The following is a 25,870-nucleotide window of genomic DNA, read 5'->3' as shown; positions in this document are numbered from 1 at the left end:
TCTTAATTGTATGCAAAGCTTCTACTTCAGAAAAAATAGATGTAGCTACGTAAAACATTTCGTAAAAAGAAACTACCTCCGTATATGCGACAAAACCGTACAAAAAAACATCTCATATGAATATGAGATGTTTTTTTAGTATTCTCTATTCTTTTAATAAATCTAATAATCCATTCCCTTCGGATGTACGTTCATACCCTAAAGGTACAGTTCTTTTAATAAGTTGTGCATATGTTTCCGGCTCTGATAACTTTCGACCGTATTCTTTCTCACACTGTTTAATGAGCAAGGCAAGCGCTCCAGCAACATGCGGCGTCGCCATGGAAGTTCCACTTAACACTGCATATTTCCCATCTGGATACGTAGATAATATTTCATCACCTGGCGCTACTAGATCAATTTCTTGATTTGAATTACTAAAACATGTGATTTTCCGTTCTAAATTGACAGCGCCGACTTCAATTACTTCCGAGTAAGCACCTGGGTAATCTAGTTCCTCTGTATTTTCATTACAATCTCCATTATTCCCAGCAGCACATACGACGAGAACATCCTGCTTTACCGCATTTTGAATTGCTTCATGTAATTCTGGAACATCTTGCGGACCACCAAGTGACATTGAAATAATTCTCACTTTCTCTTGATTCGGCCCTCTCCAATTTACAGCATAATGAATTGCCTCAATAATTTGCTCGTAACTTCCAGAACCATCTCCCGCTAAAACTTTTAATACTAACATTTTAGCAAGTGGTGCAACTCCTAATACACCGACACCATTTTCAGTTGCTGCAATCGTCCCCGCGACATGAGTACCATGTCCGTTATTATCAAGATACACATTTGGATCAGCTTCATAATCTTTTGTGAAATTTCTTCCGCCGATAATACGATCTTTTAAATCTATATGATTAGTATCACACCCTGTATCTAATACGGCAACGACTACATCTTGCCCCTTCACACTCTTTCCCCATACTTGCGGAGCGTGAATCAGTTGTACACCTGGTGGAATTTCATTTACTTGTTCTACAACCTTATTTACGGTAAATGGAATCAATTGTATACCTTTTTGTTTATTCACTGTACTACTCATCGTAATCCCTCCTGAAAATGTATTATTTTCATTTCAGACCACTTTTGAATACGTGTAAATGTAACATTCGTTTTATTCTTTTTGTTTTCCTTCTTTTCAAATATTTCTCAACATCATTTACTAACTCTATACTACTTTTGTATTTCCCCTATGATTTATAGGAAATAACAGCCTGGGTCATTCAACTAATAACCAAAATAAAAGGACCAATTAATGGTCCTCTTACAGTCTTTTAAAAGAATGATATGTAATTTGAAAAATAATATAAATTAAGACTAAACCTCACTCTTGTTTAAAAACTTTTCTATTTCTTTTACTAAATATTCCGCTCCCTCTATCCCAACAGTAATATTTCCATTTGCTAATGATATGTTCTGCTCTGAAACATCACCTGTGATTTGGCAAGCATTGTAAGGTTGATATTTTTGTAAAATGATTTTATCTGCTTCTACAAAAATTTCAAGCGGTGATTTGATTTGTATTCCCAATACATCGCGTAATTCTTTAGGGATAACAATTCGTCCTAATTCGTCTACTTTTCGAATAACTCCTGTTGCTTTCATATTTCTCCCCCCTTTCTCTCTATTAATTTTTTTCACCTCGCTTTTTCCATTTTATCACTTTTTGGCAATACTTGCCTCTTTTTAGAAAATTTTGTACTCGAGTTAAAAAAACACATTTAATGCATACGTAATCTCTCTTTCAATTGTTTTACATAACGGGATCTTATAAGTAAGAAGTATACAACTTGAATACCTATGAAAATACTTAATACAGCTGTATTTTCTTTAAACAATGAGTACTCAAACATTTGCCCTAACGCCGTTAAGGCTACTGCCCCATGTAATGTTGCAACACCAATTGGAACGAAGAATAAAAGCGCCAATCGAATTGTAACTACCTTCGATAATTCCCTACTCGTCAATCCAACTTTTCGAATCATTTCGAACAAGCGAACATCATCCTCCAAATCGGAGAATAAACGGAAGTAAAGGAAACTTCCTGCGCAAACGAAAAATACTATACCAATAAAGAAACCTACAAATAAAATCGGTCCTGCAATTTGTAAACTTTGGTTTTGTTCGTACTCTTCCGCACTAAACGTTGACTGTTCTTGATACGGTTTAATTTGATGCGTAAGCTCTTTACCAATTTCAATCTCATCTTTCGTTCTTTCAGTTTTATACATATAATCTTTTGTCTCTATAAATCCATCTTGTAATGAATCATATTGATTATTAGAGATTACATAAACATTTCCTCTTAATATTTTCCCCAATGAAGATGAAGTAACTTTTTTCACCTTTAAACTTTCATTCATATTGGGTAAAGTAATTTCTTTTCTTTCTTTCATCGCTGGCCCTGGTATATCAGCTGACAAAAATACAACCTCTTTATTTGCTACAGTATTAAATGGTTCTCCTGTTAACTTTGCATATTCCTTATAATCTGATTCTTTTATAAAAGTGGCGCTTCTTAACGACTGTTCCTCCGTTTTCTTTGTCGAAATATTAGTTTTTGAAGCTGCTATATTATATTTCTTTAATCCTTTGTCAATCATTTGTATATGTTGTGATTCGTTACTATTCCCTTGCTTAGAATGGTAATGAAACGCAATTGGTCTCTCCATTATCCCTTTCGTCATGGATGCGAAGCCGACTAATGTCCCTATTGCGGAAAATGCTACAGTAGAAATAATGGTTACAATAAAGAACATTCTTGCGTTATCTCTCATGCGATACGCTAAATCTGATAACGTAATAATATTAGTCTGTGTCCAATAGAAACGTTTACTTTTTTTACATAATCGAATAATAAAGACACTCAGCTGCTTGTACAACAAATACGTCCCAATAATAACTACCGTTGTAACAGGAATCATCATAATAAATACCATTGCGCCATGCGATAGAAGAGCTCCTACATAGCCAGCACTAAGCAATACTACTGCTAATATTGAAGAAATGATTGATGCTTTCGGTTCCGGTTTTGCCTCTGCTGACCCTCTAAACAACTTCATAATTTTATTTTTACGAATCATTCCTGCACTAAACAATGATATGATCATAAATAATATGAAAAACATAATACTTGTTACAACAATTGCTTTCATCGGTATGTAATAGGATAAGGAGATATCTAGTTTCAATATCATCGGAGCGACAAATAGTAATACCCCTGAAAATAACATACCTGAAAGAATACCAAAAATAATTGCCCCTATTCCAATCATAATATTTTCAAAAAAATCAGACGCTTTAATTGATATTTCGTCATACCTAGCATCATTAAAATTCCTAGTTCACGCTTTCTCGTTTTTAAAAACATTCCCATCGAATATAAAATAAAGAAGAATGTAAATAAATAATAGACTGTGCAAAAGACATACTTACGAATACGTACTGACCTAATTCTCCTGCACTTAATGCCGGATGAAACGCAAAAAATGAATACACAAAAAAGGCCATAATTGCAAATGCACTACTCAAAAAATAGGCTGAGTATGTCCGTCTATTTCGGGTTACATTCCGATATGCTAGTTCTCTAATGTTCATATTACTTCTCCGCCCTTCTACTATCTATGTTTTTATATTAGTAAAGTGCGGAGATACCTTCCATCGATTCAAATGACAAAAACCTTACATTTTTGAAAGGTTTAAAAAAATTGCTTATACGTAGTACTTTATTTATAATGACTACATTCATATTCATACACACATCCTATTGTATATTCGTTAGTTTTGCGAAATAATAAAGGATAGAAGTATGTACCATTATACATATAAACTTATTTACCGCTTTAATATGAATAGGAGGAAAACATAATGACATTACAAGAACAGATTATGAAAGCATTACATGTTCAGCCTGTAATTGATCCAAAAGTTGAAATTCGTAAACGAGTTGATTTCTTAAAGGATTATGTAAAAAAAACAGGCGCAAAAGGATTTGTACTTGGTATTAGCGGCGGCCAAGACTCTACATTAGCAGGACGCTTAGCACAACTTGCAGTTGAAGAAATTCGTAACGAAGGTGGTAATGTAACGTTTATCGCCGTGCGTCTTCCTTATAAAGTACAAAAAGATGAAGATGATGCACAATTAGCATTACAATTCATTCAAGCAGATCAATCTGTTGCATTTGATATTGCTTCAACTGTTGATGCTTTTTCAAATCAATATGAAAACTTATTGGGTGAGTCATTAACAGATTTTAATAAAGGTAACGTGAAAGCACGTATCCGTATGGTTACTCAATATGCAATTGGTGGACAAAAAGGGTTACTTGTTATCGGAACAGATCACGCTGCAGAAGCTGTAACAGGGTTCTTTACAAAATTCGGAGATGGTGGTGCAGATTTATTACCATTAACGGGATTAACGAAGCGCCAAGGACGTGCATTATTACAAGAGTTAGGTGCAGACGAGCGACTTTACTTAAAAATGCCAACAGCTGATTTATTAGATGAAAAACCAGGTCAAGCTGACGAAACAGAGTTAGGTATTACTTATGATCAATTAGATGATTATTTAGAAGGTAAAGCAGTTCCAGCTGACGTTGCAGAGAAAATTGAAAAACGTTACACAGTGAGTGAGCATAAAAGACAAGTACCAGCGTCAATGTTTGATGATTGGTGGAAATAAATAAAACATAAAAAAGAAGCTAATCTTCATTTAGCTTCTTTTTTATATGTTAACGATATACCCCTACTCTTTTCTCCAATAAATCTTGCAAGCAATCTTCATGTTGTTTACAAAATAACGGTGGCATGTCGTCTAACGGGAAAAACTTCAAATCCAACGTTTCATCACCATCTACTTTTTTGTCACCTCCAACTATTGAGAATGAAAAGAACATCACAATTGACTGGGCCTTGTCTCCATTTGGATATGATTGAAAATATTTTGTATACACTCCAATAAGCTCATTTATTTCTACATCATACCCGGTTTCTTCTTTTATTTCCCGGATTGCAGTTTCCGCAGCTGATTCTCCTATCTCCATTGCACCACCTGGAAATCCCCAAGCGTTAAAGTCTCCTCTTTTTTGCAGTAATACTTCTCCATCTTTATTAAATACACAACCACCGGCAAAGTTTAAGAAAACATAATCATGTCCTACTTTTTCACGTAATTCTTTTATATAATTCGCCATTCTCTTTCCCCTTTTCATACTTCTTCTATCGCTATTTTTTATCTTTTTCAAGCAATTCAATGATTCGATCTAGCTTCTGGTTCATATTAATCACGTGGTGTTTCTTTGCAACGCTGCTTTGTAATACTCTTCTAATAAACAAAGTAAATGATATGAAAAACAAAACGATAAGTCCGATTACTAAACAAGTATATATCAATGTGAAAATATTACTTTCGAACAAGTTCATTCAGCATTCACATCCTCTCCTTTTTATTTTATCACATAATTCCCAATATTTTAAAGTGATCAACAAATATAAAAAGAGCATCTTTTACAGATGCTCTTTCTCATTGCTTAATACGTAAATGTAATTGTCGCCAATGAATAACCAGCCAATGCACTATAAGGCGCTACTTGATAAGACACACGCTTTGCACCTTTTGGCCAATTTATTTCATTTAATACTTTCTTTATATCTTGCATCGTCCCATCCATGGACTGCTTATATCGTACTTCTACTTTTTCTGGTTTGGCTGCAAACTGTTGCTGCAACTTTTGCTTAAATTCATTATAATTTTCTGCTCCGTATTCTGCAGATAAGTATTGTAAATTTGTTTCTTTTAACATCTGCTCATATACGACAGTCTTTGAGCTACCAGCTTTTATTTTATTTGTTAATTCACCAAAATAACTTGTAGTTGCCGCTGGATATTTGCTACGATTCCATTCATGATCTTTACTTAACTGTTCGTCAGACATATTAAAATATGAGTAAGTTACACGCCCTGCTTTATCTGGTACTGGATCATCAAATGTAGTATCTAGGTGATACCATTTGTTTTCAATGTTCACTAAATTCCACGCGTGAGCTTGTCCATTTCCTGTGCCTGTTACAATATGATTTTGAATACCTGCCTCTTTTAACAACTCATACGTTAATAATGTATATCCTTGGCAAACGGCAGAACGATTCGCTAATGCTTCATATGCTGTATACGCTTGATAAGACGTATCATAAGACACATGCTTAACAACGTAATCGTGAATAGCTTTTACTTTCTCATGCTCATCCATCCCTGGTTTTACAATTGATCCAACAATTGATTTCGCCTGAGCTTTTACATATTGAGTTTGTTCTTTTGATTCACGGTATTTTACTTGCAGTGTAAACGTATAGTCCCCTGGCATTCCTTTAATAGAATATCTAGTAGACGCTACATTATATTTTACATACTCATCAGCATCTACAATTTTATTAAACTCACCATACAATTGATCCATAATATTTCTAGCATTTCTATCTTTTGTTTTATATGTGATTGTAATATTTTCTTCTCGATTATCAATCTGTTTTTTTAATTCTTTTCTGAAATCATCTAATAACTTTACATCTGATTGTGCTGTCACTGTAGTCGGATTTGTAGCTGCATAAGATACAGATGATGCTTGTAAGCCTCCCATTACTATAGTTGAACAAAGTGCGGCAGCTGTCACATACTTACTTGTCTTTCCCATCTTGTCACTCCTTATATTCTATAACTATACGAAAAAGTATCGTATAGTTTCAGAGTATACAATACTTTTTCGTATAGGTCATATGAGATTATGCATATTAACTAATTCACATAAAAAGGTTGTTCTTTTTAAAAGAACAACCTTTTTTCATTAGCATGTTTGTAATACACAGCATGTATTTTCAAAACGTTGATTTTTCAAATCTTCATTATTAATACAGAAATATAGCATCCCTAGTTCTCCCCAAACCATATTACAATTTTTATGATCTGAATCAATTTGGAATAAAAGAGTCATTTGCTGCGGGTCTACTCCCATATATTCTCCTGTCTCATATAACACTTCTTCTTGTACAGAGAATGGCTCACCAAACATTTGATGGTTATCGTAGTTATCTGGAATTAGCTCTTCAAGTAATTGCAAGAAACGATCTGAATCAGCCTCATCTTCAATGAAAAGTTCTGGTAATTTGTATGTCAGTTCAAAAGTAATTGCACACTGGTTATATTTCGCTTGTATTTCATTTTCTCTTCGTAATTGCTCTACAGGAACATCATAATAAAGTACACGCCCAGCTTCTGTTAGATTCACATTTTCTTCAAAATAATTTTCAATGCAAAAGAAATACAGCATCCCCGTCTTAGGAAGATTGTGATCCATACCAACGTTTTGTAAATCACTTAAGTTAAATTGCGCGATAAATTGTAGTGGATTTCCTTTATGCTTTGGATATTCAAATAAAGCTGGTAGATCAGGAACTCCTCCCATTTTCGAACTACCTATCGCAACAGTTCCCTGCTGCTTTGGCACAACTTTTATACAAGGAAATACAGTATTAATAAGTTCTTCTTTCAAGTGTGTTAGTTCATATTTATCAATTAATACTTCAATTTTTTTATTCATAAATTCTCCTTACATTTACATACTTATTTATATCATAGTACAAAGATTATACTTCATTCTTTACAAAATCAACAAGCCTCCCAAAAACGGGCTTATCCTTCGTACGCGAACAAGTTTAAAAAAGCATACTATACATTGTTCCTACAAACATGATAATTCTTTAGTTCTTCCAGTACATTTTCCCCTCGTTCATTTTTAAATATAAGGAGGAATTCCACATGGGTTACGGATATAGTTGCTGTGGTTACGGATACGGTGGCGGCGGTTGTGGTTACGGAGGTTTCGCTTTATTAATCGTTTTATTTATCCTTCTAATCATCATCGGAGCTAGCTGTTGGGGCGGCTTTGTAGGCTGCTAGTAAACTAAAAAACTATTGTAAAAAAGCACGTACAATACGTGCTTTTTTGCCATTTCTAAATCTTTCATTCGAAAGGAAGTATGTTTAATGAAGATTGATGGTGTTTTTGAAGGAGGCGGTGTGCGCGGTATTGCGCATGTCGGGGCAATTTGCGCGTTAGCCGAAAAAGGTTATGAATGGGAACGTGTAGCTGGTACATCGGCTGGTTCGATTATTGCAGCGCTCCTAGCGGCAGGATATTCTTGTTCAGAGTTAAAAACGATTATAACTGATATTGATTATAATAAATTTACGAAAAGAACCTTTATTGATAGAATTCCTTTTATCGGCAAGGGACTCAGTGCATGGACTACTCTAGGTATATATTCTAATGTATTTATAGAAGAATGGATTGAAGAATTACTTCGAAAAAAAGGTGTTCATTTATTTACTGATTTACCGGATCTAAACAAACTCAAAATCATCGCCTCTGATATTAGTAATGGTAAAATGGTTGTCTTTCCTGACGACTTACCAAACTACGGATTTTTAAATTATCGCTTCTCTATCGCTAAAGCGGTAAGAATGAGTAGTACAATCCCCTTCTTCTTTGAACCGGTAAAATGGAGAACTCCAAAATGGAAACAGCCTTGTTATATGGTTGATGGAGGAATTCTAAGTAATTATCCAATTTGGATCTTCGATTCACCTACCGCTCCTCGCTGGCCGACTTTCGGATTTCATTTTGTAAAAGATGAGATTCAAGCTGATCCTGCTCACTATAACGAGCCTATTTCCATGTTCAAAGGACTATTTAAAACAATGATGCAAGCTCATGATTTACGTCATTTAGATAAGGAATCAAAAGCAAGAACGATTACAATTCCAACAGGAACGATTACAAGTACTAATTTTGAACTGACAAAGGAAGAAAAAGAATGGCTTTACAATTCTGGTTATAACTCTGCTAATAAATTTTTACAAGCTTGGAACTTTAGGCAATATATCGATGAATATAGAAAAGGAAATCAAGATCGAAAGACAAATCGATTTTTTCGTCAACTTGACTCATAATATTATTACTTTGCGTATAAATACGAGAACGTTTAACAACTTAATAATAAATAAGCCTAGTAATTTCTTATATTACTAGACTTATTTATTATTATATAATCTCGTACATTGTTTAAGGATACGTTAACCCTTCGGCTTCCTCTGCAGTAATAACTATGTAACGATTTCCCGTTCTTAATCCTAACAGTTCTGCTTTTTCAATCGCTTCTTGCTTCGTCTCTGCATAAGCAGCTAAATATTTTTCTCCATTGATCATTTGGCAAATTACATATTGTTTCATTACTTTCTCCTCTTACTTTTTCATTAGTTGTGCAAGTTTTTTTATACCTATTTCAATTTCTTCTAACGTTGCGTATGAATACGATAGGCGCAAAAATTGATTTGCACTTCTATCATATAAAGTACCTGGGTTTAATAAAACCTTTTCTTGCAGAGCTTTATCAAATAAACTGCGATATGAAATGGGTACTTTTATATGTACCCATATATAAAATCCCCCTGTTGGTTCATGCCAAGTTGCTATTTCACGAAGATATTTATCTAACATTAGTAACATAAAATCTCTTCGTTTTTTCAATTCACTTCTTACAAAGCGCAAATGCTCATCATATAGACCATTTGTAAACCACTCTGCTGCAATTTTCTGAGATATAGTGCTTGAACCATAATCTGTTTGCATTTTTATGTCTGACAATCTTTGAATTACTGGCTCAGGTCCAACAATCCATCCAATTCTTAACCCTGGACTAATTACTTTGGACATGCTTCCAATATGTAGTACGATTTCATTTTTATCATAGGCTTTTAAAGGTTTCGAACAAGGTGCATCAAACCATAAGTCTTGATACACTGCGTCCTCTATAATAGGTAATCCAATTTCATTACATATTTCCATCACTTCTATTCGTTTCTTCGCATTCATACTAAAGTTCGTTGGATTATGAAAAGACGGGATTGTATATAAAATAGATGCATTAAATTGCTTCTTATATTTTGTAATATATGATGTATTTAAACCGTTCTCATCCATTGGTATTCCAATGAAACGCATTCCTGCGGATTGAAAAACATTAAGCGAGTATAAATAGGATGGTTTCTCTAATAAGATGGATGCCCCTTTTGGAAGAAGCCCCATAGAGATAAGTTGCAGCGCTTGAATTGCTCCTGAAACAATTAATATAGAGTCAGGAGATACACATATACCATGCCCCTTTAAGTATTCGGAAATCTTTTCCCTTAAATAAAAATTTCCTTTCGGCTCTTCATACCCAAGCTTCACATTTGACTTTAAAAGCTTATTCATAATTTCTTTCATCTTTTTCTCAGGTAAGAGACTCGGCGCGAGCTCACCTGTTCCTAATCGAATTACATGTGGATAAAATTCAGCTTGATTAATCTCCTGAATAGCTGGGAGATTCGGATAATGAAGTCCTGTTTCTACATAAGACTGCCAATTAGGCGGGGGTGCGTAAGTTGAAGCATTCTCATTATTATTTACAACAATTGTTCCTTTCCTGCCATTCCCTTCTATGTACCCCTTTGCAACTAGTTCATCGAAAGCCATTACAATTGTGCTTCGATTCACACCAAATGTATGGGCCAAATCTCTTTGTGAAGGTAATTTCGTTCCAACGGTCCATTCTCCATTAACGATCCTTTCTTTTATATACGTTTCTATTTGTTTATACAGAGGAGTCGCTAGAGACATATTCGGTTTCCAAACGAATCTTTCCATTATATCACCTTATATTCTTTTTGGTTGGTAACCTCCCCAACCATATGGATGGATACAAATTTTCATTTCTTCTATACAATATACACTATCATAATGAATTAAAATAGGAGGTAATATGATGAGTGAAGCAATTATTCATGGTATCATTCTTGCATTTGGACTTATCATTCCATTAGGTGTACAAAATGTTTTTGTCTTTAACCAAGGTGCGAGCCAACCAAACATTTGGAGGGCAGCCCCTGTAGTATTAACTGCCTCTATATGTGATACGTTACTCATATTGATTGCAGTGCAAGGTGTCTCCCTTGTACTCCTTACTTTTTCTTGGCTAACTAACTCGTTATATATAATTGGATTTTTCTTTCTCCTATACATGGGCTTTGTTATTTGGAGAAGTAACCCTTCCAACGATGTAAAACAAGAAAAAAGTATGCCCTTAAAAAAGCAAATCCTTTTCGCAGCATCCGTTTCGTTATTAAATCCACATGCTATTTTAGACACAATCGGTGTAATTGGAACAAATTCTATTCAATACATAGGAAGTGAAAAATGGGCTTTCACACTTGCAACTATTATCGTTTCTTGGATTTGGTTTATAAGCTTAGCGTTAGCGGGGAAATTTCTAAAAAGACTAGACTCAACCGGAAAGACAATTTTATTATTAAATAAATTTTCTGGTCTCATCATATGGGGTGTCGCGCTTTATATGTTAAAACAAGTTATTTATTCTTAATGAACGAAAGAGAATTGCATGTTACTCAAAACATCATGCAATTCTCTTACAAATTATGAAGTAGGCTCTGGTTTCTGTTTTACCGTCTTTGCATCCTTTGCTGGTTTAATCCAAATGATTGCTATGATAGCACCAATGGCAGCGAAAATACTTGTCAAATAAAACACTTCATGGTCCGCCCCTTTCATGAAAAAAGAATATAAAGGTGGTCCAGCTGCTACACCGATAAATCGCATTGAACTATAAAATGACGTAACCGTTCCCCTTTGCTCCTTTTCAATTCCTTGTGTAATGAGGGCATCTAAACATGGGAGTGCCATACCAATCCCTATCCCCATAATAACGAGACAAAGAAGTAGTAAATAAATCCCTTTTATAAATAAAGGAATGATGACTGATGCAGCTGCCATTAAAAAACCAATATAAATACACTTCTTCATAACATTTTGATTATCTCCAATTTTTTTACCGGCCATATATGAACTAAGTGACAGTACAAGTAACGGGATAGCAAGCACACACCCTTTCCATATACCATGAATGTCATACTTTGATTCCAGTATAGTCGACAAATAAAAGAGAATTCCGAATAAAATAAGCATAATAATTGCACCTAATGCAAAAATGGCAATTAACCATCTTCCTTTTTCTCGAAACGTAGACAGAATAGATTTTATAAACTCTTTAAGTGGTGGTACTTCTCCTTCTTGTTTCTTTGCCTTTACTAGAACAAGCAACAAAACAATTGATATGACACATAAAACTGGAATCGCCCAAAATGGTAAGAACCATACAATGGCAGCAAGAGCAGATCCTAAAATAGGGCTCAGCACTTTTCCAAATGTATTGGATGTCTCAATAATTCCCAGGCCTGTACTAACTTGTTTTTCGTCTTTGTATAAATCACCAACACACGGTATAACAACCGGCATTGCCCCAGCAGCACCAATACCTTGAATCGCTCTACCGATTAATATCCAAGTGTAGGGATTATCAACTTTCCAAGATACCCAACCAGTTATAGCTCCTCCTATAGCCGCAATCAGCAAACTCGGAACCATTACCATCTTTCGTCCCCATCTATCTGATAAATAACCAGCAATCGGTATAAGTAAAATGGCTACGATAGAGTAAATTGTAATAATCATGGATACTTGAAACGATGAAATATGTAATTTCTTTTCAATTGTCGGCAAGATTGGAATGAGCATTGAATTCCCTAATGTCATGACAAGTGGAACTGATGCAAGCGCAATTAAACAACAGTTTTCTTTTTTTAACATGTTGATTTCGGAACCTTTCATCATATATTTCTTACCATATAATAGCCCTGCTGGAACATAATTTTCATTCCACCAGGGCTATTACATCTTTAATACTTCCCATTCACAACAAAAGAAATTGGGTAAAATATAGTATTACTTCTATTCTTTGAATTCTGTTCACTATATATCCATACCAATTAATTGAAAAAAAAAGAAAGGAAGAATCCTTCCTTTCTCCTATAACCTTATACATTTAGCGAGTATATCCGCCACCAAGCTGTTGTTCTGCCATCGCTACTAGGCGTTTTGTGATTTCACCGCCTACAGAACCGTTTGCACGTGAAGAAGTATCAGCTCCAAGTTGTACACCGAACTCTTGTGCAATTTCATACTTCATTTGATCTAAAGCTGCTTGTGCTCCATGTGATGCTAATTGATTAGAATTACGATTTCTAGCCATTACCAATCACCTCCTTATTTATATATAAATTGTGTTAAATTCAAATTAAAATACATGGAAATTTTTGGTTATTTTTTTACCATAAAAAAGAGCCTCTAAACGAGACTCTCACATCATTTCACATTACGAAGTTACTACTTCTAATTTTCTATTTATTAATACTTTCATTTCTTCTTTTAATATCTCTTTTGAATTATGTCCAAACCATTCTAAGGAAGCAAAAAGATCCGTATTTCTCACTTCCTGAATAATCTCATCATAATTTACAATACCTTCAAATAACGGAACCATACCTATACGACTTCCTGCTGCAGCATATACATTATTAGGTTCAAACACATGCAAATAATCCGCTGAAGATATATTCTTAAAATGGTAATGTAGTGTCCACGGCTTTAATCGATGGAAACTGTCTATTGGATCTGCGCCAGACTCCCATATATGAAGAAAATCAAGATTTATTTTTAAATTCGGATGGTTTACTTCTTCTAATAACTCTATAGTAGAAGGCAATGTGTCCGTTAGTGTATTGGGATGTGTTTCTAACAGCACATACATATTGTTCTGAGCAAACACATCACAAATCTTACGTATTCGCTTCACATACTCTTTTCTCTCTTGTTCCGAGAAGTCCTTGCTCCCTTTTTGCCCAGCAAACGTGCGAATTTTATTCGTATTAAACCAATTAGCTAGTACTACAAGTTGTTCACTTTTCTCTATCGTTTTTTCAAAATCTGCTGATAATGATATATCTAAGTAATCACTTATCATCGTAATTTCTAAGTTTTTATCCTTTAGAAAATTCAATTCTCGTTCTGTCGTTTCACGTTCTTGCATGTACAAATTTTGTGCATGCGTCCCCCATAATTCAATTCCTTCAAAACCGTTTTCATATGCAAATTGAACAATATCAGTAAATGAAATTAATTGATGACGAAATGAAATGGTACATAGCGAATATTTCATAGTATTAAACTCCCCTATCTTAAATTCAGTTAGCTTATTAAAGAGTTGCGACAGATTGATTTGTTTTCATACCTTTCCATGATAGAAACTGTCTCTCTAATTCCTTCTTAATTTGCAGTTCAATTGCATTCATTTCATCCAGTTTTTCAATAATCGATACTAGCATACCTTTATTATTCGTCATTGCCATTTTAATTGCACGATACTGTACATTTGTAAATCCTTGTACAATATCCTCTACCCGATCACACCAATAATCAAATTCTTGCTCCGAATATTGCAACGTTTCACGGAAGTATGCAAAGGCATGCTCATAACTATATTTACGAATTGCAAGTACTGGTATTTGTTTTACTGCTGCTACAAGTCCAGAAAGCGCATATCCTTCTTCCTCATTTGCCATTTTTACAATTAAATTTTTCAGTTCCATAGTCAGTTCATTGTCGTTCTTTTTGAATGTTTCTGTGAAATAACTAGCTACTGTTTCTTGCGTTGGCTCCCCAATTCCTTCTATATCAATGAAATAACCTCCACCAAATGGGTTATCTTGAATAGAGTGAAGTACTTTTTCTCTTTCCATATTTCCTTCCCAACGAAAATCAGGATCTAGCATGAACCACTCTTCTTCTTTCTCTGTTTTTGATATCATTAAATAATGTGGAAACGGTTTTTGATGAAATTTATTTTCCCTCTCTGGTAATAGAGACATATCAACCATTACAATGACATAACGATTTTCCGGCTTGTTTTCTACTAATTCTAAAAACGTTTCTACATTGCTATCTTTATCTTTTGCATGATCATACCATTCGTTTACTTTAATACCGTACAATTTTTCAAACCAAAGTAAATAATGATCATGGTTAATGTTTTCAGAGTGATATGAAATAATTCCGCCTTGTGTTATATCAAAATCTCCATCCCATAGTCCAAAATAAAATGGACGAAAATCAATGTCGCTACGCCTTTTTATAATTTCACAAAAACAACTCACTAAACAGTGCACTTTAATTGAAGTCATACTCTCATCCACTTTCCTAAAGGTTAGTTATTCACATTTACTTCCTGTAACGGCTCTAACTCTTCCATAAAATCAAGCAAAGATCCTACAGTAAGAAATGCCTTTGGGTCTACCTCATCCTCTGGAACGCATAGCTTTACATCCATTTCTATGTATACAATAAGCTGTAACATCATTACCGAATCTATATATAAATCTTGATTTAAGCGCATCGTTTCTTCTAAATGCGTTACATTTTTCAGTTCCATTTTTTCTATCATAATTTTTAACACGGCATTCTTTAACGCTTCCCGTCTCATGTTGTAACCTCTCCCATCTCTAGTAACTTTCTACTTACTTTTCCAGTTTTTTTTTTAGGAATTTCATTTACACTTTCAATTTCATGCGGAACTTTATAAGAAGGTAAGTGCTGAATACACCATTCTCTTATTTTCACTGGATCAACATGAGAGATCACTTTCGCTTTAACTATTTCGCCCATCACAGGATGTTTCCCCCGATATACAATTGCCTCTTGCACACCTTCCAATCGAAGCATCGTTTCTTCTACCTCTATAGGAAAGACTTTTAATCCTGAGACATTAATTACATCGTCCATACGCCCCATAAAATGAATGCCACGCTCAGATTTATACCCTAAATCCTTCGTGAAAATTTCCTTATCATTCATTTTCACGACGATTTCTTCCGGTGCATTTTCATCTGAACCTATGCTTATACTTGCATGAGGTAGAGAGTTTCCTAAATCTAAATGGCTTTTCATATTATGACATATACTAATACAACCTGCTTCAGAACAACCGTATTGCTGCATCATATATGTTGTCATTTTTTTTAGTTTATAAAATAGTGCTTCTGGCAAAGGCGATCCTGATGTCATAATTTTATGAAACTGGAACGTTCCTAATGGAAAACTCCCCATAATGTGTAACATAAGTGGTACTGCATATATAATATGTTTTTCTGTATTGCGAACTATATTTAATGCGAATTTAGGATTTTTGTTCGTAATGATTACAGGCTTGCTCCCCCTCGTAATTGCTGATAACGTACCACATATTAGTCCGTATGAATGTGAAACAGGAGCCATAACGATTGGCACTTCATCTACTTCACAATTTAAAGCTTCATTATAGGCAGTAATTTCTGTATCAACTTCCGTCCATGCTCTACGAATCAGTTTCGGTTCTCCCGTAGTTCCCGAACTATATTGCAATAAAGAAGGCTCTTCTAGTAAAAAGTTCCCTACTTCTAATTTTGTAAAATCGCCATATTCTCCATATAAAATCCCTACACAATTTGCACGCTTTGCCATTTCAATAGCCGTTTCTTTTGGCGTATCTTCATGTATAAGTAATACTGATGATTTCTTTTCTTTTAAGAAAAACACAAGCGTAATAATATCGAATGGATCTTTCAGACAAAGTGCAAATCTATTTCCTTCTGCTTTTTGAAATTGTTCCATTTCCTCATAAACTTGTAATCTCAATTCAAAATCACTTTTGCTATACTCTTGTTTATTAACGATTAGCATAATTTCCCCCTGTAACAGCTGATTTTTGTTTCATAAGTTGTCTTACTCTATACAATGGATTTGGAACTTCATGAACAAGCGATTCCACATCCATATATAATCGACGTTTCGTTAATTGTTCAGCATAGAATGTAGGTGCATATAATTGAATATTTTCAAATCTACCTTTCAAATGTGGATATATTCTTAAATGATTTTCAATTTCTTCAACAACCATCATCCAAAAATGTTCTTCTTTCAATCCATACTCATCCGCAAGTACGAATGCTAATTCTCCTAAATTAAACAGAAATAGTGCATCTAACACCATCTCTTGCAAACATTCAATGCGATCCATTTCAAAGAAATCATTCATTTTTCCATTCGCATATGTTTTATGCATTTTAGTAAAGTCGGGACATTTGTCAACTTCTTTCAAATATGGACGATAAAACTCAAGCCCTTCATGAAAATCCTTTAACGCAATACGAACAGGCACCCCTTCTTTATGGACTAGAATCATATTTTGTCCATGTGATTCCAGTGCGATGCCATGCTCTACAACAAGATGTATAACTGGTATTATCGCTTTTTGAATAAGTAATTGTAGCCAATCCTTCATTCCATATTTATTCAACCACGCATCAATAATTGGTGTACCATCTTTCTCTTTAGCGTATAAACCATTAAAAGGAATTGCAGCCTCTTGTGCATCTAAATACTTGTGAACGCTTTCGCGCCAAATACATCCTAATGAACCATATATAGCTTTCTTATTCATGTCATACGTTACACTTGAAAACTCACTTAACAAGATTAAACGTGCTTCATCCATTAAATAGGCGTCATTACTTACAACATCATTTAACCAATTTGATATTACTGGTGCACTTACAACAGAGTATGGTTTCAGCGTACGAAGTGTTGAAGTGTTGAGTAAATTCATCGATAATTTAACGTACGGTTTCTTTGGACTCTTAATATTTCTTAACGTTCTCATTGACTGTTGCGCGCAATAATCGTCCTCTGATGTTCCTAAATAAATAATAAATTTACCCTGTATATGATCCGCATAATTTGAAATGATGAAATTCTCCCACTGCCATGGGTGAACAGGTATAAACACGTACTGTTTTGGATTACATCCCTTATTACGAATTCGTTCCATAAACTCTTCTAATTTACGATCGCCAATCTCCTCTTTTAAAATGTTGTTATACATCACTTCATTCTCATAACCTACAGTCGCATAATTCTTATGTGCTGCAATCCATATGAGTTTTATTGGCTGCATAAATTCATAACCATATTGAAAATTGTCACGATATTGAAATCCAACACGTGCTTTATAACTAGGATGATATGGATGGCCATCTATTAATTGGCTTTCAAACTCATCGTAAGATTTTTGAGTATATTCTCTCTTATTATTTCTTTCATATTGTGCAATCGTGTCTTTAAATATTGTTTGTTCTAATTCGTGCATAAAAGAATCTAATTTAGCTTGTTCTACACTAGTAACCCGAAAAACTTCTTCTAGAAATTGCGAGACAGACTGTATTTCTTGCTGTTCATCTTGGACTCTTACTATTAATGAGTCTAAAGAAATACGTCCAAATGTCATCCGTTCCCTGCCATAGCATTTGTACGTGACACTTTTGTCTTCTTCATCAAGTCCTTGTATTAGAAAAAGAAGTTGTTCTTCTTTTTCTATGCGAACCGGTGTAATAATCCCCTCATAAATTAACGATTCTACTAATTGACGTAGCACTCTTCTTCGTACTGAAATGTAATCTTCTGATTCGAGCGCCTTCAATACTTTCGTATGATACATGTCCACTCTCATAAAACCCTCCACCTTATGACAAAATACCATTATTTGTATTACGTGAAATTTTAACGTTATTTATGAACGAACAGCCACTTCTCTAACTAGTGGATTATGTACTTGCACATAAATAGCTTGCTCCAATGGATTACTTAACTCATCGACATCGAAAAATCTCGTTAGTAAATTTGCTTTACACGCTAACTTATCTTCGTCCAATAATTCTCTTAAAAATGTAGAAGGTTCCCGGTTATATGGAAGAAATGATTCAAGTACAGACCTTAATTCCGAGAGAAGAATTTCCTCCTTAATTAATCCTGCTGTGCCAAAACCATTAATGAGGCCAAACATATGATTGAAAATTAAGTAGTAACGAAATCTCTCATCCACAATATAGTCGTCATATAAATTTCCAGTACGTTCTCCAATACCAGCTAATTCATTATTAAGCATCTCTTTCATTGAATTACAGAAATAAAATCCTTGATTATCACGGAAATAATATTTGATCGGATAACCATCTTTTAGCTGAACAACGCTATTTTGCTGATGAGCTTCTAATGCAACACCATACTGTAAATACATCCATACCATTGGCTTTAAAGAAATATTCATATATCGTCTAAACCACTCTAAGCTTACTTCTTCACAGCTTTTACTTTCTAAATCTGCTAGGCGATGAATAATATTCGATAACCGCGTACGCTCCCCAGGTATAGCGTCTTGAACTAGCCCAGCAATTAATGTTGCGTCGTTTGCATGTTCACTATAAAAAGGATTCTCACGAATAATCACTTCAAATCCAGATTCTTGTGTTCCATAATTTAATGTAATAAAGGCTGGATCACAAATAAAATCAAATCCTGGAAATCTTTCTCGTACTTCACCAATAGCCGTATTTAACATTTCCTTCCCTTCAAGACCACTCTCAAGTTCTTTCAGTTTATTAATACGCATTGAATTCGTTACTTTCACCGGAAATGAAAACTTAAGCATATACTTCGAATTGGGATGATATAGCGTCCTTAGTGATGATGTTGCCATATAATACTTACCTACAGGACCAATATACTCAAGCAATTCTTGAACTATCCAATCTTGTACGTAAGCTTGATGCAAGAGCCATTCTGCCTGAAGCGGATGAATTGGAATTAATGCATATTGATCTTCCTTACAGTACTTCGCTATAAATTCCTTACTAACCATCTCATCATTACTTAATTCTTCTTTTATAATCATTGTTGTAGAATCTGATAATAATGATTTTTCATTTACTATACTTTTATGTGCCCGAAAATAATGAAGCTGACATTCTCCTTTTAATTCTGGAGAATACATTGCACTTTTCCAATCCAATATCCCCTGTCTACTCTTTGGTGTAGGATGAGTTAAATGCCCAAATAATAAAGACTGCTCCGCTTCTATAAAAGTTGTATGGAAACCGTATAATGCGGATGTATCTTCTATTCTCTCTTTTGTAAATTCCTCAATATTTTGACAACTACGAATGACTCGAAGCATAAGTTCCGCAGGATTCGTTCCTTCTCCGTAGTTGATAGACATCTCTTTTATTAAAAATGTAATAACTGTAACATAATCTGCTGTAATAACAGAATTACTATCTCCAATTTGATAATAAAATTGTTCTCCAAACAAATGGCGATCTGTTGATGATTTATATATAACTTCTCCATACAAAGTAACGTTCTGTGCCGATAGCCGACAACATAAATATGTGGGGACTGTATCTCTATTCAACGTATTACTGAAGATACTCTTCATTCTTTCATCCTCTGTAATCCATTCTCCACTCCCTGTTTCTCTTAAATAACAGTTTAAAAAGCTTTGTAATGTTGCATGTTCTGCGATTTGTTTCGCATGCTGCATGTTGGTCCTCCTCTTTATATTAACGCTATGAGAATTTCATATTACAATTGATAATTGAATATCGTTATCAACTATGATTCTAATTGATAATGATATTCAATTCAATAGTATATTTCAGAATTTTTTTATCTGCTTTAATTTTTATTGTTTTCCCTCTTTTCTTTAATCTAGTTAAAAATACACAAAAAAATACTCAGTTTCAAACTACATACTTACTATTTTTCATTAGTAATCTATCCAAAATGTTTAAACAAAAGAGGTATACCTTAATTGGTATACCTCTTTCAAACATAAAATTTACATAATAATATTATTTATATCTCTCCAGCAATATGCTGTCTCTTCTACCTGTAATCGCTCTAAAAATTTTGTATCAATTTTTTCTGGGTTAAATTTTTCATAAAACTTTTTAGAAGGATTATTCGTAACAACCCAAACTAAAAGTGATTGCATATCATTATTTATACAATCCGATAATAAAGCTTGAAATAACTTTTGTCCTATTTTCATTCCTTGATACTCTTGTAAAAGGTAGATTGCATATAATTCTCCATCACAATTATATGTACCAGTTCTTTCTACTCCCCCATCGATGAATCCAACTATTTCTCCATTTAAATTCTCTGCTACAAATCTAAATTGATGATTACCCTCTTTTTGAAAAATATCTTCCCATTGTTTTTCTCGTTTCTCATATGCTATATTATCTAGAATTTCGTCAGCAAATATCCCTTTATACGTTGCTTTCCAACTATCGACATGCACCTTTGCTATACCTTGTATATCATCCTTTATTGCTCTTCTAATATGTATTCCCATCATTTCTCCCCCTTTATTACTCATCATTATATCAATTTCATTCCTTAAAAATCCAAATAAAAAAGAGTGAATTCACTTCACTCTTTTTTATCACAATTATCTACTTTCCACTTCAACTGAAACTACTCGATCAATCTCTTTCAGGGAACTATATAATTCTGTTGTATATAAATCTTCTGGAGCTAAAATAACCATCTCTAGTTGCTGAAATGCTCCACTATCTATATCTTTAATTTTCACGCGTTTCACATGCATGCCTAAATTTTTAATTTGCTTAAATATACCATCTAACTCATGATGCTCTTTAACAGTAATTTTTATAGATAAATCCTTTTGTCTTAATGAATACGGTCCTGCAATTTTCACAAGTTGCGGAAGTACATTAATCGCTAAAATAATTAAAACCATAGCAACTGTCGCTTGTAAATAAAATCCCGCACCAATTGCGATTCCTAAAGCTGAAGCAGCCCACACCATAGAAGCTGTTGTTAATCCAGAAATAACGTCATTACTTCTTCGTAAAATGACACCTGCGCCAAGAAAACCAATTCCACTAACAATTTGAGCGGCCAGTCGCATCGGATCCATATTTGTATGTCCTGGAACAGAATATACATGCACAGATTCAATTGAAACCATCGTAATTAAACAACTTGCTACAGAAATAACCATACTTGTTTTCACACCAAGTGGTTTATTCTTTAGCTGCCTATCTATCCCGATGAATAATCCTAAAAAGAGTGCTAAACCTAATTTGAGTAAAAATTCATATGACATATTCCTATTCTCCTTACTTTACAATGTTTCCCTTAGAATAACTCACTATAACTCTTTTATGATATCAATTCCAGTCTTTTCTATTCATTTAACGTAAAAAACCGAAAAAACATTTATAACGATGTTTCTCCGGCTTTTTATTACACTTTAGATTCTTCTTTATTTCTGATCTTTAATCTTAATTTCTGCACCTTTGTAGAATGCTAATTTACTGTCATTATACTCTTTTGTAAATTTGTTAAACTGCTCTTTCGACTTTTGTGCTTCCACATTTAATTCATTAACAGTTTTAACTTTTTCACCGATTTCTTTTAATTTCGTTTCTTTTACTTTTAATTTTTCATACAGTTCTTTTTCAGTCGCTAACACTTTCGTGTAATTTTCATTCATCTTTTGGAATGCATCATAACGATTCTTATACGACTCTTCTACTGCTTTTGCTTGTTTTTGTAACTTCTTATCTTCAATCTTCTCTATATTACTTTGAACAGATTTCGTTTCCTTCTGTGCTTTTTCTAGCATTTCTTTCTCACTTTTCAATACTTTTTCACGATCATCTACATTTGCAGTAGCTTGCTCTATTTTCTTCACAACTGCTTCATTATGTTCTTTACCTTCTTGCAAAATTTGAGCATATAATTCTTGCCCTTGTTTCTCTAACTGCTCTAATTTTTTTGCTTCATCCACTAAAGATTTTTCTTGTGTTGCTGCTGTTTCAAAAGCTGTATATAGATTTTCTTCTGGCTTTTCACCGAAACAACCTGTTAAAAGTCCTACTGATAATGCTCCAACTACTGCTACTTTTCCATACTTCAACGTTCATTCCTCCATTACATACGGTTATCATGCCAGAAGTTCACTGGGAAGTGACTCTCTTCATGATAAGCTTCAAACTCATAACCTTTTTCTTTTAGCCCCTTTAAAATTGCTGGCACAGCAGCAACTGATTGCGGGTGAATATCATGCATTAAAATTACTTCTTGTGGTTTTGTTGCGTTTGTTAATACGTTTTGAGCAATTTGTGCTGCAGCTGCATCAACTGGCATTTTATTGTATCTCCAATCTAATGAATCAATTGTCCAATCCCATACTTTAAATCCGCCTTCTACCACTTTATTTCGGAGACCTTCATTCAATCCAGGCATCGAACCATATGGAGGACGTGTTAATTTAGGTGATTTCCCAATAATATTAGCGATTAAACCTTGATCTTCTTTCATCTCATTTACATACTCGCCATTTTTATATAACTTTGCGAAATTATGTGTCATACTATGCATGCCTACATAATGACCCTCAGCATTTTCACGTTTCACTAAATCAGGAAATTCTTTTACATTCGCTCCAATTAAAAAGAACGTCGCCTTCGCATCATGTTGTTTTAGCGTATTTAATAATTCAGCCGTATATTTCCCTGGCCCATCGTCAAATGTAAGATAAGCAACTTTTCTTTCTTTTCCATTAAAACGACTTGGTGCCGTTTTATTCATTTCAACTTTCGGCTGTTCACTTGCAAGCTGCACTACATTTTCTTGTTTCGCAACAGCTTTTGCTGGTGAAGTAATTGATTGAAACATGTAATACCCAATAGCTACTGCGGCAATCGCTATTAAAACGACTACTATTTGTTTAATTTTTAAAGCTTTTTCCATTCTATCGAATTCCTCTCCCTATTAATCTTATATATAAATCGCCCAATATAATTATACATCTATTTATTTTTATTTCACCATATAAATAGATTTTATTTGTATTATAATGGGAGTTTTATCAAAATTGTTGTTCCTATTCCTTCTTTACTTGTAACACTAAGCGCACCGCCATGAAGCTCCACCATTTTTTTAACGATAGCTAAACCAATACCTGCACCTGCAGCATGATTATTAATTTGGTAAAATGATTGCTCAATATATGGTAAATGTTCTTTAGCAATTCCAATCCCTTCGTCTCTTACCTTAATCACTGCTTGTCCTTCTATTTTAGTCGCTTCAATGTGTATTGTGCTTTTTTTATGTGAATACTTAATTGCATTTTGAACAATATTCAAGAAAACTTGCTTTAGCCTATTTCGATCTCCCATCAATTCAATTCGGTCTATAGTAGTAATAAATTGAATTTCCTTCTCTTCCGATTTAGGAGTTAATTGCCAAATCGTCTCCTCTAGTATATCGTACAATTGAACCTTTTGTTTATATAAATTAAAATGATTTGATTGTAATCTTGAAAAATCTAGCAATTCTTCTACTAAATGAATCAATCTATCTGTCTCACCTGAAATAATGCCCATACCTTGCTTTATTTCTTCTTCTGTTAAATGATCTACTGTTTTTAACGTCTCACTCCAACCTTTAATTCCTGTTAAAGGCGTTCGTATTTCGTGCGAAATAGAAGCAATGAATTCATTTTTCATCTGCTCAGCCTTATCTATTTTATAGGCCATATAATTTAAACTATGTGCCAAGTCACCTAATTCTCCAGGATAATCTTCTTTAATTTTTTGCTTTAATGTGCCTTCTGCAATTTGTGAAGAGGCTTGAATAATGGATTCAATTGGCTCAACAAATGAATTTGCCAAACGTCTACTAATTAAGAAGACGACTCCCGAAATAACAATACCTACAGAAATAGTAAACGTAATAATTTCAATAATCTTTTTATTTACATTTGTTAAAACAGTCGTATATTTTAAAACACCAATAGTTTGTCCTTGATGTATAAGTGGGCTTAGCACCTCTAGTTGTTTTTTATTACCTTTCGTAGTAACTTGATTATACATTTCACCTTCTAATAATGATTGTGGAATATTCACTTTACCTTCTACCTTTTCACCACTTGAAGATTGTATAACCGAGCCGTGACGATCGATTAACTGTAATTCTGTTCCTTCTAATTGAAAGCTACTAATTATGTCACCACTATATTCTTGTAATCGAATAAAGTATAGTGAATTGTATTCTGAAAAAAAACGTGTACTCGTTTTCGCATGAGACTCTATATATTGCACAATACCATTATAATAGTATCGATAAATTGAGACTGAAAATACAACTTCAAATAATACAAGCATAAGTGTAATGACCGTCATAAAATATAAAGTCACTTTCCGTTTCATCTCATACTTTCCTTCCACACATATCCTTTTCCCCACACCGTAAGAATAAATTCAGGTTCTGATGGATTACATTCTATCTTTTGACGTAACCGTCTCATATTTACATCTACTACTTTCGTCTCACCTACGTAATTGGTTCCCCAAATCATATTTAAAATTTCATCACGCGAAACTGGCTTTGAAGCCTGATTCATTAAATACTGTAATATCATATACTCTGTAGGTGTTAAATCGACTAATTGTCCATCTTTATACAATCTTTCTTCTATAATATTTAACGAAAATGGACCTGACGTAACAATATTCGTTTTTTCTTCATGTACTTCTATTCTTCTTAATAAAGACTGTATACGTGCAGTTAATACTACTGGACTAAACGGTTTTGCAATATAATCATCCGCACCCATTCCTAGTCCTTGCACCTTATCTTCATCTTGTACACGTGCGGTTAACATAATAATACCCATTTTTTTATTTTCTTTCCTGATAGCCTTACAAACCTCTAAACCATCAATCCCCGGTAACATTACATCCAGCAGTGCTATATCAACAGTTTGTTCACTCAAAATCTGTAACGCTTCTTCTCCAGTAGTAGCTTCTATTACATAAAATCCAGCACGTTTTAAATTTAAAACAATAAAGCTACGGATCGTTAATTCATCTTCTAAAACTAAAATTTTTGACATAATTCCCA

Annotated in this window: 26 protein-coding genes and 1 pseudogene; 4 read left to right on the top strand and 23 right to left on the bottom strand. The window is 33.9% G+C overall.

All coding sequences use genetic code 11. The annotated features are described in order from the left end of the window. Positions 1-145 precede the first annotated feature (145 nt). The 3 genes and pseudogenes from AC3WVZ_RS08630 to AC3WVZ_RS08620 all read right to left on the bottom strand — a co-directional run bounded on the left by AC3WVZ_RS08630 (position 146) and on the right by AC3WVZ_RS08620 (position 3,648). The gene (locus tag AC3WVZ_RS08630) at positions 146-1,093 is read right to left on the bottom strand and encodes a S8 family peptidase (protein WP_227077862.1); all 948 of its coding nucleotides are present in this window, start codon (positions 1,091-1,093) and stop codon (positions 146-148) included. A 275-nt stretch (positions 1,094-1,368) separates the two neighbouring features. Beyond that, complete coding sequence (locus AC3WVZ_RS08625) at positions 1,369-1,656, bottom strand: AbrB/MazE/SpoVT family DNA-binding domain-containing protein (protein WP_000648324.1); 288 nt, start codon at positions 1,654-1,656, stop codon at positions 1,369-1,371. Positions 1,657-1,772: 116 nt separating this feature from the next. Beyond that, positions 1,773-3,648: pseudogene (locus AC3WVZ_RS08620) on the bottom strand (ABC transporter permease). 270 nt (positions 3,649-3,918) lie between these two features. Here AC3WVZ_RS08620 and nadE point away from each other — a divergent pair. Then, the gene (gene nadE, locus AC3WVZ_RS08615; RefSeq protein ID WP_000174904.1) at positions 3,919-4,737 is read left to right on the top strand and encodes an NAD(+) synthase; all 819 of its coding nucleotides are present in this window, start codon (positions 3,919-3,921) and stop codon (positions 4,735-4,737) included. 49 nt (positions 4,738-4,786) lie between these two features. Here the strand turns inward: nadE and AC3WVZ_RS08610 are convergent, their stop codons facing one another. The 4 genes from AC3WVZ_RS08610 to AC3WVZ_RS08595 all read right to left on the bottom strand — a co-directional run bounded on the left by AC3WVZ_RS08610 (position 4,787) and on the right by AC3WVZ_RS08595 (position 7,648). Next, the gene (locus AC3WVZ_RS08610) at positions 4,787-5,248 is read right to left on the bottom strand and encodes an NUDIX hydrolase (RefSeq protein ID WP_000024992.1); all 462 of its coding nucleotides are present in this window, start codon (positions 5,246-5,248) and stop codon (positions 4,787-4,789) included. A 31-nt stretch (positions 5,249-5,279) separates the two neighbouring features. Further along, positions 5,280-5,477: a DUF4083 domain-containing protein gene (locus tag AC3WVZ_RS08605; protein ID WP_001048104.1), complete on the bottom strand. Its 198-nt coding sequence runs from the start codon at positions 5,475-5,477 to the stop codon at positions 5,280-5,282. Positions 5,478-5,584: 107 nt separating this feature from the next. Then, a complete protein-coding gene (locus AC3WVZ_RS08600) occupies positions 5,585-6,745 on the bottom strand; it encodes a transglutaminase domain-containing protein (protein WP_233936281.1) in 1,161 nt (386 codons plus the stop codon). A 150-nt stretch (positions 6,746-6,895) separates the two neighbouring features. Then, positions 6,896-7,648 carry a YwqG family protein gene (locus AC3WVZ_RS08595; protein WP_001034843.1) on the bottom strand — a complete coding sequence of 251 codons (753 nt, stop codon included), beginning with the start codon at positions 7,646-7,648 and terminating at the stop codon, positions 6,896-6,898. A 218-nt stretch (positions 7,649-7,866) separates the two neighbouring features. Here AC3WVZ_RS08595 and AC3WVZ_RS08590 point away from each other — a divergent pair, with 218 nt between their 5' ends. Both AC3WVZ_RS08590 and AC3WVZ_RS08585 read left to right on the top strand, forming a co-directional pair. Then, a complete protein-coding gene (locus AC3WVZ_RS08590; protein ID WP_000540419.1) occupies positions 7,867-8,007 on the top strand; it encodes a YjcZ family sporulation protein in 141 nt (46 codons plus the stop codon). An 87-nt stretch (positions 8,008-8,094) separates the two neighbouring features. Further along, complete coding sequence (locus tag AC3WVZ_RS08585) at positions 8,095-9,060, top strand: patatin-like phospholipase family protein (RefSeq protein ID WP_000686807.1); 966 nt, start codon at positions 8,095-8,097, stop codon at positions 9,058-9,060. Positions 9,061-9,172: 112 nt separating this feature from the next. Here the strand turns inward: AC3WVZ_RS08585 and AC3WVZ_RS08580 are convergent, their stop codons facing one another. Together AC3WVZ_RS08580 and AC3WVZ_RS08575 are read right to left on the bottom strand one after the other, a co-directional pair. Continuing rightward, positions 9,173-9,340 (bottom strand): DUF3933 family protein, encoded by a 168-nt coding sequence (locus AC3WVZ_RS08580; protein WP_000816389.1) that lies wholly within the window; start codon positions 9,338-9,340, stop codon positions 9,173-9,175. Positions 9,341-9,352: 12 nt separating this feature from the next. Beyond that, positions 9,353-10,795 (bottom strand): aminotransferase-like domain-containing protein, encoded by a 1,443-nt coding sequence (locus tag AC3WVZ_RS08575; RefSeq protein WP_227077861.1) that lies wholly within the window; start codon positions 10,793-10,795, stop codon positions 9,353-9,355. A 118-nt stretch (positions 10,796-10,913) separates the two neighbouring features. Between AC3WVZ_RS08575 and AC3WVZ_RS08570 the strand changes: the two genes are divergently transcribed. Then, the gene (locus AC3WVZ_RS08570; protein WP_001287303.1) at positions 10,914-11,528 is read left to right on the top strand and encodes a LysE/ArgO family amino acid transporter; all 615 of its coding nucleotides are present in this window, start codon (positions 10,914-10,916) and stop codon (positions 11,526-11,528) included. 53 nt (positions 11,529-11,581) lie between these two features. Here the strand turns inward: AC3WVZ_RS08570 and bcbE are convergent, their stop codons facing one another. The 14 genes from bcbE to AC3WVZ_RS08500 form a co-directional block, all read right to left on the bottom strand. Then, positions 11,582-12,811, bottom strand: coding sequence for a bacillibactin exporter BcbE (gene bcbE / locus AC3WVZ_RS08565; RefSeq protein WP_002197672.1), 1,230 nt, complete (start codon positions 12,809-12,811; stop codon positions 11,582-11,584). A 235-nt stretch (positions 12,812-13,046) separates the two neighbouring features. Continuing rightward, complete coding sequence (locus AC3WVZ_RS08560) at positions 13,047-13,253, bottom strand: alpha/beta-type small acid-soluble spore protein (RefSeq protein ID WP_000113545.1); 207 nt, start codon at positions 13,251-13,253, stop codon at positions 13,047-13,049. A 123-nt stretch (positions 13,254-13,376) separates the two neighbouring features. Further along, positions 13,377-14,219, bottom strand: coding sequence for a sugar phosphate isomerase/epimerase family protein (locus AC3WVZ_RS08555; RefSeq protein ID WP_000877687.1), 843 nt, complete (start codon positions 14,217-14,219; stop codon positions 13,377-13,379). A gap of 37 nt (positions 14,220-14,256) precedes the next feature. Next, complete coding sequence (locus AC3WVZ_RS08550; RefSeq protein WP_000200729.1) at positions 14,257-15,240, bottom strand: DUF6005 family protein; 984 nt, start codon at positions 15,238-15,240, stop codon at positions 14,257-14,259. Positions 15,241-15,263: 23 nt separating this feature from the next. After that, complete coding sequence (gene asbD, locus AC3WVZ_RS08545; protein ID WP_001250560.1) at positions 15,264-15,539, bottom strand: petrobactin biosynthesis protein AsbD; 276 nt, start codon at positions 15,537-15,539, stop codon at positions 15,264-15,266. Beyond that, positions 15,536-16,774, bottom strand: coding sequence for an AMP-binding protein (locus AC3WVZ_RS08540; RefSeq protein ID WP_233936280.1), 1,239 nt, complete (start codon positions 16,772-16,774; stop codon positions 15,536-15,538). The genes asbD and AC3WVZ_RS08540 overlap by 4 nt, the downstream gene beginning before the upstream one ends. Then, positions 16,761-18,599: an IucA/IucC family protein gene (locus tag AC3WVZ_RS08535; protein ID WP_233936279.1), complete on the bottom strand. Its 1,839-nt coding sequence runs from the start codon at positions 18,597-18,599 to the stop codon at positions 16,761-16,763. The genes AC3WVZ_RS08540 and AC3WVZ_RS08535 overlap by 14 nt, the downstream gene beginning before the upstream one ends. 60 nt (positions 18,600-18,659) lie before the next feature. Continuing rightward, positions 18,660-20,468, bottom strand: a complete 1,809-nt coding sequence (locus AC3WVZ_RS08530; protein WP_001163352.1) for an IucA/IucC family protein — start codon at positions 20,466-20,468, stop codon at positions 18,660-18,662. A gap of 297 nt (positions 20,469-20,765) precedes the next feature. Further along, positions 20,766-21,287 carry a GNAT family N-acetyltransferase gene (locus tag AC3WVZ_RS08525; protein ID WP_000511208.1) on the bottom strand — a complete coding sequence of 174 codons (522 nt, stop codon included), beginning with the start codon at positions 21,285-21,287 and terminating at the stop codon, positions 20,766-20,768. Between the two features lie 96 nt (positions 21,288-21,383). Beyond that, positions 21,384-22,064: an MgtC/SapB family protein gene (locus tag AC3WVZ_RS08520; protein ID WP_000119510.1), complete on the bottom strand. Its 681-nt coding sequence runs from the start codon at positions 22,062-22,064 to the stop codon at positions 21,384-21,386. A 159-nt stretch (positions 22,065-22,223) separates the two neighbouring features. Next, on the bottom strand, positions 22,224-22,880 hold the full coding sequence (locus AC3WVZ_RS08515; protein WP_000873571.1) for a YkyA family protein: 657 nt from the start codon (positions 22,878-22,880) through the stop codon (positions 22,224-22,226). A gap of 14 nt (positions 22,881-22,894) precedes the next feature. Beyond that, complete coding sequence (locus AC3WVZ_RS08510; RefSeq protein WP_000409484.1) at positions 22,895-23,716, bottom strand: peptidoglycan-N-acetylglucosamine deacetylase; 822 nt, start codon at positions 23,714-23,716, stop codon at positions 22,895-22,897. 101 nt (positions 23,717-23,817) lie between these two features. Beyond that, positions 23,818-25,176, bottom strand: a complete 1,359-nt coding sequence (locus AC3WVZ_RS08505; protein WP_000824534.1) for a sensor histidine kinase — start codon at positions 25,174-25,176, stop codon at positions 23,818-23,820. Next, a complete protein-coding gene (locus AC3WVZ_RS08500) occupies positions 25,173-25,862 on the bottom strand; it encodes a response regulator transcription factor (RefSeq protein ID WP_000036073.1) in 690 nt (229 codons plus the stop codon). Before AC3WVZ_RS08500 ends, AC3WVZ_RS08505 begins: the two co-directional genes overlap by 4 nt. Positions 25,863-25,870: the final 8 nt, after the last annotated feature.

The sequence above is a fragment of the Bacillus sp. CPT56D-587-MTF genome, from assembly GCF_058792335.1.
This window is presented reverse-complemented; position numbering and strand designations above follow the sequence as displayed.

What these genes read in the sequence shown, in the direction of transcription:
- AC3WVZ_RS08630 (WP_227077862.1), bottom strand. Translation starts at nt 1,093, where the DNA reads ATGAGTAGTACAGTGAATAAACAAAAAGGTATACAATTGATTCCATTT.
- AC3WVZ_RS08625 (WP_000648324.1), bottom strand. Translation starts at nt 1,656, where the DNA reads ATGAAAGCAACAGGAGTTATTCGAAAAGTAGACGAATTAGGACGAATT.
- nadE (WP_000174904.1), top strand. Translation starts at nt 3,919, where the DNA reads ATGACATTACAAGAACAGATTATGAAAGCATTACATGTTCAGCCTGTA.
- AC3WVZ_RS08610 (WP_000024992.1), bottom strand. Translation starts at nt 5,248, where the DNA reads ATGGCGAATTATATAAAAGAATTACGTGAAAAAGTAGGACATGATTAT.
- AC3WVZ_RS08605 (WP_001048104.1), bottom strand. Translation starts at nt 5,477, where the DNA reads ATGAACTTGTTCGAAAGTAATATTTTCACATTGATATATACTTGTTTA.
- AC3WVZ_RS08600 (WP_233936281.1), bottom strand. Translation starts at nt 6,745, where the DNA reads ATGGGAAAGACAAGTAAGTATGTGACAGCTGCCGCACTTTGTTCAACT.
- AC3WVZ_RS08595 (WP_001034843.1), bottom strand. Translation starts at nt 7,648, where the DNA reads ATGAATAAAAAAATTGAAGTATTAATTGATAAATATGAACTAACACAC.
- AC3WVZ_RS08590 (WP_000540419.1), top strand. Translation starts at nt 7,867, where the DNA reads ATGGGTTACGGATATAGTTGCTGTGGTTACGGATACGGTGGCGGCGGT.
- AC3WVZ_RS08585 (WP_000686807.1), top strand. Translation starts at nt 8,095, where the DNA reads ATGAAGATTGATGGTGTTTTTGAAGGAGGCGGTGTGCGCGGTATTGCG.
- AC3WVZ_RS08580 (WP_000816389.1), bottom strand. Translation starts at nt 9,340, where the DNA reads ATGAAACAATATGTAATTTGCCAAATGATCAATGGAGAAAAATATTTA.
- AC3WVZ_RS08575 (WP_227077861.1), bottom strand. Translation starts at nt 10,795, where the DNA reads ATGGAAAGATTCGTTTGGAAACCGAATATGTCTCTAGCGACTCCTCTG.
- AC3WVZ_RS08570 (WP_001287303.1), top strand. Translation starts at nt 10,914, where the DNA reads ATGAGTGAAGCAATTATTCATGGTATCATTCTTGCATTTGGACTTATC.
- bcbE (WP_002197672.1), bottom strand. Translation starts at nt 12,811, where the DNA reads ATGTTAAAAAAAGAAAACTGTTGTTTAATTGCGCTTGCATCAGTTCCA.
- AC3WVZ_RS08560 (WP_000113545.1), bottom strand. Translation starts at nt 13,253, where the DNA reads ATGGCTAGAAATCGTAATTCTAATCAATTAGCATCACATGGAGCACAA.
- AC3WVZ_RS08555 (WP_000877687.1), bottom strand. Translation starts at nt 14,219, where the DNA reads ATGAAATATTCGCTATGTACCATTTCATTTCGTCATCAATTAATTTCA.
- AC3WVZ_RS08550 (WP_000200729.1), bottom strand. Translation starts at nt 15,240, where the DNA reads ATGACTTCAATTAAAGTGCACTGTTTAGTGAGTTGTTTTTGTGAAATT.
- asbD (WP_001250560.1), bottom strand. Translation starts at nt 15,539, where the DNA reads ATGAGACGGGAAGCGTTAAAGAATGCCGTGTTAAAAATTATGATAGAA.
- AC3WVZ_RS08540 (WP_233936280.1), bottom strand. Translation starts at nt 16,774, where the DNA reads ATGCTAATCGTTAATAAACAAGAGTATAGCAAAAGTGATTTTGAATTG.
- AC3WVZ_RS08535 (WP_233936279.1), bottom strand. Translation starts at nt 18,599, where the DNA reads ATGAGAGTGGACATGTATCATACGAAAGTATTGAAGGCGCTCGAATCA.
- AC3WVZ_RS08530 (WP_001163352.1), bottom strand. Translation starts at nt 20,468, where the DNA reads ATGCAGCATGCGAAACAAATCGCAGAACATGCAACATTACAAAGCTTT.
- AC3WVZ_RS08525 (WP_000511208.1), bottom strand. Translation starts at nt 21,287, where the DNA reads ATGGGAATACATATTAGAAGAGCAATAAAGGATGATATACAAGGTATA.
- AC3WVZ_RS08520 (WP_000119510.1), bottom strand. Translation starts at nt 22,064, where the DNA reads ATGTCATATGAATTTTTACTCAAATTAGGTTTAGCACTCTTTTTAGGA.
- AC3WVZ_RS08510 (WP_000409484.1), bottom strand. Translation starts at nt 23,716, where the DNA reads ATGGAAAAAGCTTTAAAAATTAAACAAATAGTAGTCGTTTTAATAGCG.
- AC3WVZ_RS08505 (WP_000824534.1), bottom strand. Translation starts at nt 25,176, where the DNA reads ATGAAACGGAAAGTGACTTTATATTTTATGACGGTCATTACACTTATG.
- AC3WVZ_RS08500 (WP_000036073.1), bottom strand. Translation starts at nt 25,862, where the DNA reads ATGTCAAAAATTTTAGTTTTAGAAGATGAATTAACGATCCGTAGCTTT.